The sequence below is a fragment of the Hymenobacter sediminis genome (genome assembly GCF_003231285.1).
In the GTDB taxonomy this organism is placed as follows: domain Bacteria; phylum Bacteroidota; class Bacteroidia; order Cytophagales; family Hymenobacteraceae; genus Hymenobacter; species Hymenobacter sediminis.
In genome coordinates, this window is sequence record NZ_QKNS01000008.1 from 162,119 (window position 1) to 174,951 (window position 12,833).

General features: G+C 57.2%; 11 protein-coding genes. 5 read left to right on the forward strand and 6 right to left on the reverse strand.

What is annotated here, in order from left to right:
* Positions 1-24: 24 nt before the first annotated feature.
* A complete protein-coding gene (locus DNI29_RS19945; RefSeq protein ID WP_110979900.1) occupies positions 25-993 on the reverse strand; it encodes a formylglycine-generating enzyme family protein in 969 nt (322 codons plus the stop codon).
* Positions 994-1,156: 163 nt separating this feature from the next.
* Here DNI29_RS19945 and DNI29_RS19950 point away from each other — a divergent pair, with 163 nt between their 5' ends.
* Positions 1,157-1,585, forward strand: coding sequence for an EamA family transporter (locus DNI29_RS19950; RefSeq protein WP_110979901.1), 429 nt, complete (start codon positions 1,157-1,159; stop codon positions 1,583-1,585).
* Between the two features lie 207 nt (positions 1,586-1,792).
* Here the strand turns inward: DNI29_RS19950 and DNI29_RS19955 are convergent, their stop codons facing one another.
* A complete protein-coding gene (locus DNI29_RS19955; RefSeq protein WP_110979902.1) occupies positions 1,793-2,740 on the reverse strand; it encodes an NAD(P)-dependent alcohol dehydrogenase in 948 nt (315 codons plus the stop codon).
* A gap of 130 nt (positions 2,741-2,870) precedes the next feature.
* On the opposite strand from DNI29_RS19955, the gene DNI29_RS19960 reads away from it, so the two are divergent.
* Both DNI29_RS19960 and DNI29_RS19965 read left to right on the forward strand, forming a co-directional pair.
* Positions 2,871-3,377, forward strand: a complete 507-nt coding sequence (locus tag DNI29_RS19960) for a glycine-rich domain-containing protein (protein ID WP_202910541.1) — start codon at positions 2,871-2,873, stop codon at positions 3,375-3,377.
* Positions 3,362-4,195, forward strand: a complete 834-nt coding sequence (locus DNI29_RS19965) for a hypothetical protein (protein WP_110979903.1) — start codon at positions 3,362-3,364, stop codon at positions 4,193-4,195. The genes DNI29_RS19960 and DNI29_RS19965 overlap by 16 nt, the downstream gene beginning before the upstream one ends.
* A 229-nt stretch (positions 4,196-4,424) precedes the next feature.
* Here DNI29_RS19965 and DNI29_RS19970 read toward each other — a convergent pair whose 3' ends face one another.
* The 4 genes from DNI29_RS19970 to DNI29_RS19985 all read right to left on the reverse strand — a co-directional run bounded on the left by DNI29_RS19970 (position 4,425) and on the right by DNI29_RS19985 (position 9,285).
* Positions 4,425-5,198 (reverse strand): carbonic anhydrase, encoded by a 774-nt coding sequence (locus DNI29_RS19970; RefSeq protein ID WP_202910543.1) that lies wholly within the window; start codon positions 5,196-5,198, stop codon positions 4,425-4,427.
* 96 nt (positions 5,199-5,294) lie between these two features.
* A complete protein-coding gene (locus DNI29_RS19975; RefSeq protein ID WP_110979904.1) occupies positions 5,295-6,902 on the reverse strand; it encodes a SulP family inorganic anion transporter in 1,608 nt (535 codons plus the stop codon).
* A gap of 180 nt (positions 6,903-7,082) precedes the next feature.
* A complete protein-coding gene (locus DNI29_RS19980; RefSeq protein WP_110979905.1) occupies positions 7,083-8,489 on the reverse strand; it encodes a sensor histidine kinase in 1,407 nt (468 codons plus the stop codon).
* Positions 8,490-8,607: 118 nt separating this feature from the next.
* Complete coding sequence (locus DNI29_RS19985; RefSeq protein WP_110979906.1) at positions 8,608-9,285, reverse strand: response regulator; 678 nt, start codon at positions 9,283-9,285, stop codon at positions 8,608-8,610.
* Between the two features lie 281 nt (positions 9,286-9,566).
* On the opposite strand from DNI29_RS19985, the gene DNI29_RS19990 reads away from it, so the two are divergent.
* Together DNI29_RS19990 and DNI29_RS19995 are read left to right on the forward strand one after the other, a co-directional pair.
* A complete protein-coding gene (locus DNI29_RS19990; protein ID WP_110979907.1) occupies positions 9,567-10,361 on the forward strand; it encodes a polysaccharide biosynthesis/export family protein in 795 nt (264 codons plus the stop codon).
* 56 nt (positions 10,362-10,417) lie between these two features.
* Positions 10,418-12,808 carry a polysaccharide biosynthesis tyrosine autokinase gene (locus tag DNI29_RS19995; protein WP_110979908.1) on the forward strand — a complete coding sequence of 797 codons (2,391 nt, stop codon included), beginning with the start codon at positions 10,418-10,420 and terminating at the stop codon, positions 12,806-12,808.
* Positions 12,809-12,833: the final 25 nt, after the last annotated feature.

The window sequence follows — 12,833 nt, forward strand, 5'->3', positions numbered from 1 at the left end:
AATCCGATTTTCCAACGGGGGTAGTCACTCTGCATTAACCGCTTTTTTCTGCATACGCACGCTAGCCACGCACCGGAATCCTAGCCAGGTCTGTGGCTCTTGGTAGGCCTGGCGCGTAGCCAGCGTCAGGCCTTGTACCGATGTCTTAAACGAGCCGCCTTTCGCCACGCCGCGAGTAGCCGTCATTTCAGCCACGTTGCCGATGACGTTCTGCAATCCGAAGGTATTGGCGGGCCCAGCAGTGATAGATTGCAGGGGAAATTTTTCCTTGGCTGGTGCGCAGTAGAATACGTGGTTGCTGGCAGCCAGATAGTAGTTTTCCTGCAGATTGAAGGGTAGCTCATAGGCTATTTCGGTGGCCGGGTGCGGCAACTGCAGTGCCTCCAGGCAAGCCGTGAGGTCCTCGGCCCCGGCCAGCTTCTGGCCTTTAGGCTTGCGGATAGGCTGAGTTTGCACCACTTCAAACGGCCGTGCTCCGGGCCCTACCCCTCCGGCCGCTCCCAACTGCCACTCTTCTTCCGTGGGTAAGTGGTATTCAACCGTCACCGTATAGTCGCGCAGCTCAGGATGTTGCTTCCGAAAGGCAGCCTCCTGAAAGTACACGCTATTGACTACGGCACTACGCCAGCGGCAGTACGCCTGGGCTTGCTCGTAGCTAATGTTGGTGGCCGGATAGAAGTAGTAACCCGGCGCTCGAAAGTAGGACTGGGATGTCTGCCCCGGGGCTACCAGCGGTTTCCAGCCGGTGGAGTCAGGCAACTGGGTGCGGTAGTGCGCCAGCGTGGAGTCGCGCTGGAGGAAACGCAGGTACTCTAGCCAGTGGATGTTGGCTACCTCCGTTTCATCCATGAATAGATTATCGGCCACGCGCACCGTGCCCGGAGGCTCTGGCAGCGCGGGCGTACCAGCCACCGCGCGGCCACGCTGGGCCCAACCAGCAAGGGGGAGCAGCCATATTCCTAGCATCAAGCGCAACACGTTCCGATTTATCATAATCTCAATTGACAGAAATGCAGTCCGGCTGCGTTAACCAGCGGCAGTCCGGGTAGTATCAAATATAAAGCGCCTACCCTCGCGGGCGGTGGTAACGGGTCTGCTTTTCGGCTAAATGCGGGCGAACTGCGTATTGCTGTTCAACTTATCCTGTAGGTAAAATATGTGGTGGATGTTTTCCTTGCTGGCCGCTCTGTCGGCGGCTGTAGTTGTTACCCTGTCGAAGGTAGGCGTAAAGAATATTGAGTCGAGCGTAGCTTTTGCTATTCAGTCGGTGCTGATTGTGGGGGTAGCCTGGGGGGTAGTGGCTTGGCAGGGCCACCTGGGGCAAGTAGCCGAAATTGACCGGCGCACTTGGCTGTTTCTCATTGCGGCCGGCATTATCACCTGTCTTTCCTCCTTGTTCTCTTTTCAGGCCCTGAAAATGGGACAAGCCTCGCGCACGTCGTCCTTCGACAAAATTTCCCTGGTGTTTTCTATTCTGCTGGCCGTATTCTTCCTGAAAGAGAAAGTGACCTGGCAGGTTATTCTGGGCGCTGTGCTTATGGCCAGCGGAGCCGTACTGATTGCCTTTACCCGCGAGAGTAACTAAGCCGCCTACCCCCCTCTCCTGTCCGAAACCTCCGGCCATTGGCCCTGACTTCTGCCCTGCATTTCCCGGAGCGGACGCCCCTATGAAAGCTAAAACCGAACACAAGCCGGTCATGCTTTGGCTCCGCATGACCTGCTTTTAGGCTCGTTGCCCTCTCCTCCTGCTGACATATTTAGCAGAAAGAGAGGGCAAGGCTTTTGGCAGATGTTACTCTACCGTCAGCACAATTTTTCCGGCAGCGCGGCCGGTTTCGCTGTAACGGTGCGCTTCGGCTGTTTCCCGAAGCGGAAAGGTTTTGTCGATGACGACGCGGACGGCTCCCGCCTGCAGCCAGGCCGAAATCAGGGCCAGATCGGTGCCGCGCTCCTTAGCCATGAACACATGCGCCGATTTGGTGGAAAAGGCCGAAGCCAGCTTGTCGGCCACCACGGCAGCTGGGTCGGGGGTAGTAGTAACGTAGCGGCCGTTGCGGCGCAAAGCGCCCTGGCTGGCCGTAAAGCTGCTTTTTCCTACTGCATCGAAGATAAGGTCGTAGCGGCTTTGGTCTTTCGTGAAGTCGTGTTCCCGGTGGTTGAGCACCCGGTCGGCGCTAAGGCTGCGTACCAGGTCGGCGTTGTCGGGCCCGCAGACGCCGGTTATTTCGCCGGCTCCCAGGGCCCGAGCAATCTGCACAGCAAATACCCCTACCCCACCGGCCGCACCATTAACCAGCACCCGGTCGCCGGAAAGCAGCTGACCATAGTCGTGTAGGCCTTGTAGCGCTGTGAGGGCTCCTAGAGGCACGGCGCCAGCTTCTTCAAAACTCAGCTTTTCGGGGATGAAAGCAGCCACCGATTCAGCCAGCAGGGCATACTCGGCATTGGCGTTTCCGGTACCGTCATTGGGCATGCCGTACACCCGGTCGCCTACCTTAAAGCGGGTGATATTGGCCCCGACGGCAGCTACCTCACCAGCCACGTCGCGCCCCGGAATTTTGGGAAACTTCTGGCCCGTAATCAGCTTCAGGTCGCCGCGCCGGATTTTCCAGTCCACCGGGTTTACGCTGCTGGCCCGCACGCGCACCAATATCTGGTTGGGCTTGGGTACAGGGGTAGGCTGCGGACCGTAGCGGAGCACATCGGCGGGGCCGTATTCTTCAAAATAAATGGCGTTCATCAGCAAAAAACTAACGTGAGTTATTGCCTGCCTACGGGCAAAGCCGGAGCCAAGGTTCGATTGGTAGGTAGTGTGCGGGCTTCTGAGTATGTTGGCAACGGAATTTCACCTACTCTTAGCCGCGCCCTTCGTGACGCCTACGCTATCCTCTGTTTTGTGGGAGAAAATCCGCCGCTTCGAGCTGGATGATCCGGCTGCGGCCTTCTCCTTTACTGATCGGCTGGCCCGTGAAAACGGCTGGTCGCTGGCCTTCGCGCTTCGGGCCGTGGAAGAGTACAAGCGCTTCATGTTCCTGCTGTGCGTCACCGAACAGCCGCTCACGCCCTCCGATGAGGTAGATCAGGTGTGGCACCTGCACTTGCTCTATACCCGCTCCTACTGGATTGATTTCTGCCAGCATACGCTGGGTAAGCCCATGCATCATGGGCCTACCCAGGGCGGCGCTCAGGAGCAAAGTAAGTTTGACGACTGGTACTCCCACACCTTGCGCCGCTACACTGAGGTGTTCAGCATGCCTCCACCCGCGGACATATGGCCCCCGCCTGCTATTCGGTTCGGACCAGCGCTTTTCCGCCGTGTTAACCTCGCTACCCATTGGCTATTTCCTAAACTGTCGTCGTTATGGCGCACTCGTTGAACGCCTTTCTCACCGAAGCGCGGCCCACTGAACTACTGGTGCTCCTGGCTACCGCTCCCCCACCGCTGCGCCAGCTCTTACGCATCACTTTCTTGGATCTACTGCGCCAGCAGGTGCTCGTGCTGGAAAACCGTCCTATTCAGCCACACCCCCGGAACCCGCAACGGCTGGTCAGCTACGTGCTACCTGGTCCGGCGTGGCGCCACTACCAGCCCCGCGCCTACGAAATGCTGTTGCTCCAGCCCTTCCACAACCAGGAATTCAGCCAGCTCCAACTACGCCATTTTGTAAAGTTTGCCTACCAGCGGGCTCAATATGCAGAACGAGTACTTACCGTAGTCTGCTCAGATGGTCCCCTGTCTTCCCTGTACTACCGCTCTTGGTGGAGGCAACTTCTTAAGATGCGTCGACTCACACCCGCCGGCGAACACATAAGAGAATTGGTGTATAAGGTCTTAGATAACCATGATATTCACCTAAACCGCCTTGCCCAACGAGACAGCAGGGCCGCAACTGCCTTAGCGGCCGAATTAGGCGGATTACTGTTTCTGCTGCCCACGTTCCGCTCACCGCTAGGCCACCAGCTGGATCAGGAATTATACCGGGCCCAGCGGGAACAAGACGGCTCCGGCACCTTTACTGGTGGCGAGGGAGGTAGCATTGATTCCTGGGACACCTGCGGCCACCACTTCGATAGCCATGCCGACGCGGCCGGCTACGGCTGCGGGGGCCACCACGGGGACTCGGGCTGTGGCGGCGACAGCGGCTGCGGAGGCGACTCAGGCTGCTCGGGCTGCGGAGGGTGTGGCGGCGATTAAGATTTCCTGCCGACGCGCTGTAGTTAGCACTAGTCATGAGCTTGCACGATGAGTCTTGAAAAGCCCGCTCAGGCTAGGTGGCTTTTGCCTGCTTGCTTTCTGGCCTCCTGGTTTCAGCACTAATACAGATACGCAAAAACCACCGCATCCAAAGGTTGCGGTGGTTCTACACATCGAAAGCGCACTCCCCTCAGACTACGCCCGATGATTCAGTTGATGTTTGTATGACTTAGCTGGGCTGGTTTTGTAGCTCCTGCCCTTCTTTCTTATTACCCTTGCCATTCGAGTTTGGGGCATCCGTGCGGTTTGGCTTGTCGTCGGTGAGGGTGGGCTGGTCGGTTTCTTTCTCCAGCACCTCGGCAGCGTGGTTAATTGCCTCCCGGCCATAGATGTGCTCCAACTCCACAATCAGGTCTTCCTCTACCTTCAAATCTTTGAGCAAGCCTTCTTTAATATCATATACCAGTCCGTGCAGGCGCGGTGGCTTGGAGCCCTTACGAGCGTTCTGAATGATATTGGTTTTGGCTAGGTTGCGCACCTGCTCAATGACGTTTAACTCCACGAGGCGACGCAGGCGCGCTTCTTCATCAGCAATTCGCAGAAACTCCGTTTCGTGCACCCGAATTACGTCGCGGATGTTGGTCAGCCAGCCGTCAATCAGCCCGTACTGTTTGTTGCTTGCTGCGGCAGCTACCCCGCCACAACCGTAGTGGCCAACGACCATGATATCTTCAACACCCAACACTTCCACGGCGTACTGCAGCACCGACAGCAGGTTATAGTCAGTGTGAATTACCAGGTTGGCAATATTGCGGTGCACAAACATTTCGCCGGGGCCGGTGCCAGTAATAGCCGAAGCTGGTACGCGCGAATCGGAGCAGCCGATGAACAGGTACTTGGGCTGCTGGCCGTTGGCCAGGCGGTTAAAGAAGTCTGGATCCTTGGCTCGCTTTTCGTCGACCCACTTGCGGTTATTTTCCAGGATTGGCTCGATGCCTTTCATATACTAGGGTGTTTTTGGGAGGGATGAAGATAGGTAGATGACGTTCACTGCCGGACCAAACAGGTCCGAACGATGACTTACGTAACTACCGGCCATTTAATGGCCTAATACGTGCACTTGCTGAATACCGTGCAGCTCCAGGGTAATATTGCGCTCCGGAGCTGAAAGACGGAAGTTCTCAATGGCCTCCAGCACATCGTAATCGATGTAGGAAGACTCAGAACCATCAACCAGTACATGGCTACCGTGCGGAAGCTCATCGAGCACCTTTACAATGCTGGCCTTATTCAGGAATGATACCTGTTCGGAAAGCTTGAGGTGAATAGGACCTTCAGGCTTGGCTGTAGGACGCGTGATAAAGTATGCCGATTCGTAGTTAGCCTTCAGGATGTAGAACACGCCCACAACCAAACCAACGGTTACCCCCTTCAGCAAATCAGTAAACAGGATGGCAATGATGGTGATAATGAAGGGCAGAAACTGCTGCCACCCCAGGTTCCACTGGGTACGGTACAGGGCCGGCTTGGTAAGCTTGTAGCCTACTACCAGCAGCACAGCCGCCAAGGCCGAAAGCGGAATCTGGTTGAGAATAGGGCCCAGAAACAGCAGGCTAACCAACAGCAACAGCCCATGGAAAAACGCTGACATCCGGGTTTGGCCGCCGGCATTGATGTTGGCCGAGCTACGCACGATTACTGCCGTCATGGGCAGGCCACCAAGCAGGCCACTCAGCATGTTGCCCGCGCCCTGGGCTAGCAGCTCGCGGTTGGTAGGGGTTACGCGCTTATGGGGGTCGAGCTTGTCAACAGCTTCCACGCTCAGCAGCGTTTCCAAAGAAGCCACAATAGCAATGGTAAACGCCACAGTATAGGTAGCGGGGCGGCTGAAGGCCGACCAGTCGGGCGCGGTGAATACATTGGTAAAATCCTGCCAGCTGTTGATAGAAGGCAGATTTACCAAGTGTTCCTGCCGGATCTGCAGAACCGGTGCCCCAATGTTGAATAGATTGTTGAGCACAATTGACAGCACCACCACAATAAGTGCTCCTGGCACTAGGCGCAGCCCTCCAAGGCGCTTGCTCAGCACATTGTCCCAGAGCAACAATATCCCTAATGAGAGAAAGCCTACCAAGGACGAACCTAGGCTCAGGCCTTTAATAGCCAAGCCAATTGCCGAAAACGTATTCTGACCGTCTATCTGCAGGAAGTTGGTATCCTCGAAGTAGTCGGCATCGGCCCCCAGGAAGTGAGGAATTTGCTTCAGAATCAGGATCAAACCAATGGCGGCCAGCATTCCCCGAATAACGGAGGTAGGAAAGTAGAGCCCAATAATACCTGCCTTGGCTAAGCCTAGCCCCAACTGAATGGCGCCGGCAATAACAGTAGCCGCCAACACAGCCTCGAAGGTGCCCAATGTGCTGATGGCCGAAATGATAATGGCCGTCAGGCCTGCTGCCGGGCCACTTACGCTAAGCTGGGAGCCGCTTAGCCATGATACCACTACACCACCTACGATACCAGCAATGATACCGGCGAGTAGTGGCGCACCAGAGGCCAAGGAAATGCCCAGGCACAGAGGTAGGGCCACCAGAAATACTACTAGGCCAGAGGGCAGGTCTTTGCCGAGGGACTGAAAGGGCGAGGAAGGCGCACTGCTTGCGCGCTTAATCACAGGCCCTTTGGGTGCCGGAGTGGTCTTTATCATACGGGAGGGGAGTTGAGTAGACGGAACACATCCGGGAAATAGGTTTCCCTAGAACATCTGCAAGTCTACATCCCACTCGTTAAGACCTAATTAAAAGCAAGTTAAAAGCAGATTAAAACAGATTTACTTTCTTTAACCACCTTTCGGTAAGATGCTTAAGCTTATTTGCACGCGGCAATTTTATGCTGCAGCCGCCGGCATATCCAGCGTAACCGAGGTGCCTTGGCCCAACTGACTTTCTACCCGCACTTCGCCGCCGTGCAGCTCCATGATCTTGGCAGTAAGAGGCAGGCCAATGCCATGGCCGGGAACATTGCGCACGGCCTCGGCCCGGAAGAAGGGAACAAACACCTGCTGGCGGTCAGCTTCCGTCATGCCTACCCCCTGGTCGTGCACAACGAGTATTACACGGTTGCGCGAGGCTGTAAGGGTAGCCACCACCGGCTCGGGGCGCCCTGCCGAAAACTTGCAGGCGTTTTCCATAATATTTAGAAATGCAGACAGCAGTAGGGCTTCGTTGCCCCGCACCACGTAGGGCACTTGGCGGCGGTTATCGGCCGCTTCGCTGAAATCCAGGTCGATGCGGCAGGTAGGGTGGCGGCGGTGCACTTCCTCGTGGGCCTGCAGCAGCAGCTCATCCACCCGCACCAAGGATAGGGGTACTTGGGAGGGGTCGTCGGAGGCGCGGGCAATCTGGAGCAGGCCGTTGGTGAGGTCTTTCAGCAGACGGGCCGCATCGAGGGTGCCTTGCAGTACGCGGCGGTATTCCTGGGTAGTACGCTCCTGCTGTAGCAAGGCCACCTCCAGTTGCCCGATGATGGCTGCCAAAGGTGTCCGGAGCTCGTGGGAGGCGTCGCGGACGAAGGTGCGCTGACCGGCAAAGGCCGTTTCGAGGCGGTTGAGCAGGCTGTTGAAGCGTTGGGCCAGCAACGATACTTCATCCTGTCCATCGGCCTGGGAGAGGCGACGGTGCAAATCGGAGGCCGTGATGCTGTCTACTTCCTGAATAATGCGCTGCATAGGCTTGAGGGCCTGACCCGCGAAGAAGAACCCCCCAATGCCCACTATCACAAAGGATGACATTAGCCCAGTGACCAGCACCGTCAGCAAGTCGTTCATTTTCTGCCGGCTGTCCGCATCTACGGAGGACGCAATTACCACAAAGTCGCCACGCTGAGCGTCGCGGTAGAGCAGGCCCACGGTCTGGCGGTAGTCACTTTCTAGCTCCACCTCCTGCCCCTCCCGGCGCACAGTAGCCAACAGCTCCTGCGGAATGGGGCCGGGCCCGTTGCGGCCTTCCTTGAACACAACATGGTTCTGGGCGTCGAATACGCGCACCTCTTCTTCGGGTAGGGTGCGGTAGAACTGCCGCAGGTAGCGCCGATACGACGCCCGGCTGACTTCATCCGCCCGGTTGGTACCATCGAGGTAAACGTGAGCCACGATGCGCGCCCGGTCAAACAGACTTTCGCTGAAGAAGTCGCGCCGCGAGAAATACGTAAAGTAGTAAATCGCCAGCGAGAACATCAGCAAGGTAACCGCCAGAATAAGGGCAAACTGCAGCGTCAGGCGGGTACGGATGGTCATTTCGAGGAGTTATGAGTGGGAGCTACCGAAACAGGGATATAGCAGGCAGGAAGCAGGGTTGCGGGGTTCAATGGGGGTAGGCGCGCGAAGCAGAAAAGAGCTCTTAAGAACCCTGTTCCTATTCTTCTTTCATCACGTAGCCCATGCCCACCAGGGTATGGATAAGCTTGGGAGTGAAATCTTTATCCAGCTTTTTGCGCAGGAAGTTGATGTACACGTCAATGACGTTAGAGCCGGTATCAAAGGACGTTTCCCAAACCTGCTCCAAAATATCAACCCGCGAGACTACCCGGTTCTGGTTGCGGAGCAGATACTCCAATAAAGCAAACTCACGGGCGGTAAGCTGAATTACCTGTCCGGCCCGCTGTACTACCTTCCGCACGGGGTCCAGGGTCAGGTCGGCTAGGCGTAGCACAGCTTCCGCGGCCGGCGACTCGTGGCGGCGGCGAGCCAGAGCCCGGATGCGCGCCAGCAGTTCCTGGAAGGCAAAAGGCTTCACGAGGTAGTCGTCGGCCCCAGCATCAAGTCCCCGGATTTTGTCATCGGTTTCTCCGAGGGCCGTGAGCATCAGGATGGGCACGCTGGTGTCCTGGGCGCGTACTTGCCGGCATACCTCCAGCCCGCTCAGACCCGGCAGCAGAGTATCCAGAATGAGCAGGTCGTAGTTGCCACCCTGGGCCAGACGCAGACCCAGCAAACCATCGGCCGCCAGATCTACAGTGTGGTGTTGCTCGGTAAGGCCCTGGTGCAGAAAGGAGGCAACTTTCGGTTCGTCTTCAACCAACAGAATTTTCATGGGCAGGCTATACGCTGATTCAGGGCAGCAAGGTAGCGCCTCTGCCCCTACCGCAGGTCAACCTCGCTTATTTCCATCTAAAAGCGCACCAAAATTACTCCACTATCAATGCAAAAATTTATTAATATAATTTAAATATATCTTGACATTACAAATTCAATCCAATACGTTTATGGAAATATTCAATACCGCGCCTATGGATAAAACTCAGCTTTTATCTTCTCTCTCAGAATCTCAATAGTAGGCGTCTGCTCCCGCTCCACCTCTCTCCCGCTGCTGCTATGTTGTCCATGCTCCGCCGTTTCGGCCGTGTCACCCCCTTCCTGTTTCTGTGGATTTTGTTGGTTATGTCGGGCTGTATATCTCAGAAAACTTTACCCTACCTCCAGGGCACAAACTACTCGACTAAGACTCCGGTGCTGGCCGAAAACAACCGGCAACCTTACCGCATTCAGCCGGGCGACGTGCTTAGCATACGGGTGCAGAGCGTGCAGCCCCAGCTCAACGATATTTTCAACACGTATGACAGCAAGGCCGTTTTCAGCGGCGACCCTGGCAACCTGTACCTCACGGGGTACTCGGTGGATGAATTCGGGAACATCAACCTACCCACCGTGGGCCGCCTCAAGATGCAGGGCCTCACGGTAGACGAAGCCCAGGCCTTGACCCAGCAGCAGGTAACCAAGTTTGTGCGCGACGCCAACGTGCTGGTCAAGCTGATTTCCTTCAAGATTACCGTGCTCGGCGAAGTCCGCAATCCGGGCCGCTACTTCGTGTACAACGCCCAGTGCACCGTGCTGGAAGGCCTGGGCCTGGCCGGCGACCTGACCGAGTTTGGTAACCGCCAGAACGTGAAACTGATCCGCCAGACGGCCAAGGGCTCGGAAGTAGTGCTGCTGAACCTCGCCGACCCGAACCTGCTTCGCTCGCCCTACTTTTTTCTGCTGCCCAATGATGCCCTGTACGTGGAGCCGATGAAAGCTCGCACCGACCGTGGCAACGCCAACAACCTCGCGCTGGTGTTCGCCGGCATTTCGGCGGTAGTGCTGGTGCTCAATTACCTGAAAGTGCTCTGATGCGGGCCACCCTACCCCTGCATTCGCTTCTATCCTTCTAACTGCCCTCCTTGTTTATGGAACAGCGCGTCTCCCCTTCCTCTTCCGAAGTAGATCTGCACGAACTTCTTTTTCGGCTCCGGCACCGCTGGCCCTTGTTTGTAGTGGGCTTGCTGCTGGCCGTAGCGGCAGCCTTCGTGTACCTGCGCGTGAAAGCCCCTACCTACGCTTTCCGGGCCACCATGCTGCTCGGCGACCAGAACACGGGTTCCAAGCGCGCCCAGGAACTGCTGCAAGCCCTGGACATGAAGGATAAGGGGCCTAAGATGGAAGACGAAATTGGCATGATAACCTCGGCCGATGTGGTACAACGGGCCATCAGCCGGCTGCCGTTCGCGGTTTCTTATTTTGCCGCCCCCAATACGTGGCTGAACTCCCTGCGCGACTTGGAAGTGCAGGAGCGCACGGCTACCTCCATGCCCTTCCGGGTAGAGCCCGTGCCGAACACCCCCCAACTAACGGGCGTGCGCCTCTACGTAGAGCCCCTGTCGGATGGTCGTTTCACGGTGCGCGCCGATGCCGGGGTAGGCCAGCTGCGCGACCTGAGCAGCGGCGAGTTGCTACGCGAGGTGCGCCAGCCCCACCTGAACGAAACCGTGCGCTCCGGCGACACGCTGCGGAGTGCCCTGTTCACGGCGGTGCTGCACGCCGTGCCCGGCGTGCCCACCCAAGCCTCAGAGCGCTACTTTATTCAGCTCAACGACCAAGCTAGCCTCACAGAAACCTACCAGAGCCGCCTCGTGGTACGCCCTATTGATCATGAGTCGCGCATTATTGAGCTGACGGTGAAGGGCAACGTGCCGGAGCACGAGGTACAGTTTCTGGATACACTGATGCAGGTATACGTGGAGGATGACCTGCGCGAAAAGAACCTGACGGGCCACAAGACGGTGGCGTTCCTCGATCAGCAAATCGGACATCTTTCTGACTCGTTGCGGCAGTCGGCAGCGGCCCTTAGCTCGTTCCGGGCTGCCAGGGGTATGGTGGACGTAGGGGCTCAATCGACGGCGGGCATTCAGAAGCAGGGGGAACTGGAGATGCTACGGGCCAAGGTGGCAACCAACCGCAAGTACTACCAGAACATGCTTAACTACCTGCAAGCCAACCAGGGCACCAGCCAGATTGTGTCGCCGAGCAGCGTGGGCATTGAGGACCCGGTAGTAAACAACCTGATTCTGCAGCTCGCCGACCTGAACAGCCAGCGGGCCGCCCTAGGCGTGAATGCCAGTGCAGAGAACCCCCTGGTAACTATTCTGGACCAACGCATTCGTACGGCCAAGGAATCGTTGACGCAGACCTTGGCTAACATGAACCGGGCCGCCGATATCACCCTGCGCGACTTGGACAGCCAATTGAGCCGGGTGCGCGGCACCATGAGCCAACTGCCCGAAAACGAGCGGCAGCTGGCATCCTTGAAAAGCAAAACCGACTTCAACGACAAAAACTACCAGTTCCTGATTGAGAAGCGGGCCGAAGCGGGCATTCTGCTGGCCACCAACACCACCGATAAAAAGGTAGTAGACCAAGCCTCAATGATGGGCAACGGGGCCATTGCACCCAAGCCAGCGCTGGTTTCGTTGCTGGCGTTGCTGGCCGGGCTGGGCATTCCGCTGGGCATCACGCTGCTCCTCGACAAGGCCAACCGCCGCATTCAAAGCAAGGAGGATCTTTCGCGCATCACTACTATTCCCATGCTGGGGGTAGTGGCCCACGGCTCCAGCCAGGACAAGCTCCAGATGCTGACTTCGCCCAAAGGCCCCATTGCCGAGTCGTTCCGCTCCATCCGGGTGAATCTGCAGTATTTGTCGGCAGGTCTGGATAAGCGCATTATCGGCGTTACGTCCTCGGTACCAGGTGAGGGCAAAACGTTCTGCGCCGTGAACCTGGCAGCGGAAATTGCCAACAGCGGGCGGCGCGTGCTACTCATGGAGTGCGACCTGCGCCGGCCGACCGTAGCCGGGTATTTCGGGCTGGAAGCGACCTGCACCGAACACGGCCTGAGCTCTTACCTGATGGGCCTGAGCACCCTGGATGAAAGCCGCCATGCCTGCGTGGTACCCAACCTTACGGTGATGTGCTGCGGCCCCATTCCGGCTAATCCGGTGGAGCTGCTGGAAAGCGCCCGTATGCGGGAACTGGTGGCGCAAATCCGCTCCGAGTATGACTACGTGATTGTAGATACCCCGCCTGTAGGCTATGTGGCTGAGTTCTTCATTCTGACCCAGTACATGGAGGCCAACATTTACGTGGTGCGCCAGAATTACACCGAGCGGAGCCTGATTAGCCACATCAACGAGCTGCACCAGGAGAAGAAGATCAAGCATATCTACACCATTATCAACGATATGCACTTCACTAAGACCTACGAGTACCGCCACAAGCAGAAGGCCTACTCCTACGGGTACTAGCCTCGCGGGTCCCTACCCCCTCCTC

What these genes read in the sequence shown, in the direction of transcription:
- DNI29_RS19945 (WP_110979900.1), bottom strand. Translation starts at nt 993, where the DNA reads ATGATAAATCGGAACGTGTTGCGCTTGATGCTAGGAATATGGCTGCTC.
- DNI29_RS19950 (WP_110979901.1), top strand. Translation starts at nt 1,157, where the DNA reads ATGTGGTGGATGTTTTCCTTGCTGGCCGCTCTGTCGGCGGCTGTAGTT.
- DNI29_RS19955 (WP_110979902.1), bottom strand. Translation starts at nt 2,740, where the DNA reads ATGAACGCCATTTATTTTGAAGAATACGGCCCCGCCGATGTGCTCCGC.
- DNI29_RS19965 (WP_110979903.1), top strand. Translation starts at nt 3,362, where the DNA reads ATGGCGCACTCGTTGAACGCCTTTCTCACCGAAGCGCGGCCCACTGAA.
- DNI29_RS19970 (WP_202910543.1), bottom strand. Translation starts at nt 5,198, where the DNA reads ATGAAAGGCATCGAGCCAATCCTGGAAAATAACCGCAAGTGGGTCGAC.
- DNI29_RS19975 (WP_110979904.1), bottom strand. Translation starts at nt 6,902, where the DNA reads ATGATAAAGACCACTCCGGCACCCAAAGGGCCTGTGATTAAGCGCGCA.
- DNI29_RS19980 (WP_110979905.1), bottom strand. Translation starts at nt 8,489, where the DNA reads ATGACCATCCGTACCCGCCTGACGCTGCAGTTTGCCCTTATTCTGGCG.
- DNI29_RS19985 (WP_110979906.1), bottom strand. Translation starts at nt 9,285, where the DNA reads ATGAAAATTCTGTTGGTTGAAGACGAACCGAAAGTTGCCTCCTTTCTG.
- DNI29_RS19990 (WP_110979907.1), top strand. Translation starts at nt 9,567, where the DNA reads ATGTTGTCCATGCTCCGCCGTTTCGGCCGTGTCACCCCCTTCCTGTTT.
- DNI29_RS19995 (WP_110979908.1), top strand. Translation starts at nt 10,418, where the DNA reads ATGGAACAGCGCGTCTCCCCTTCCTCTTCCGAAGTAGATCTGCACGAA.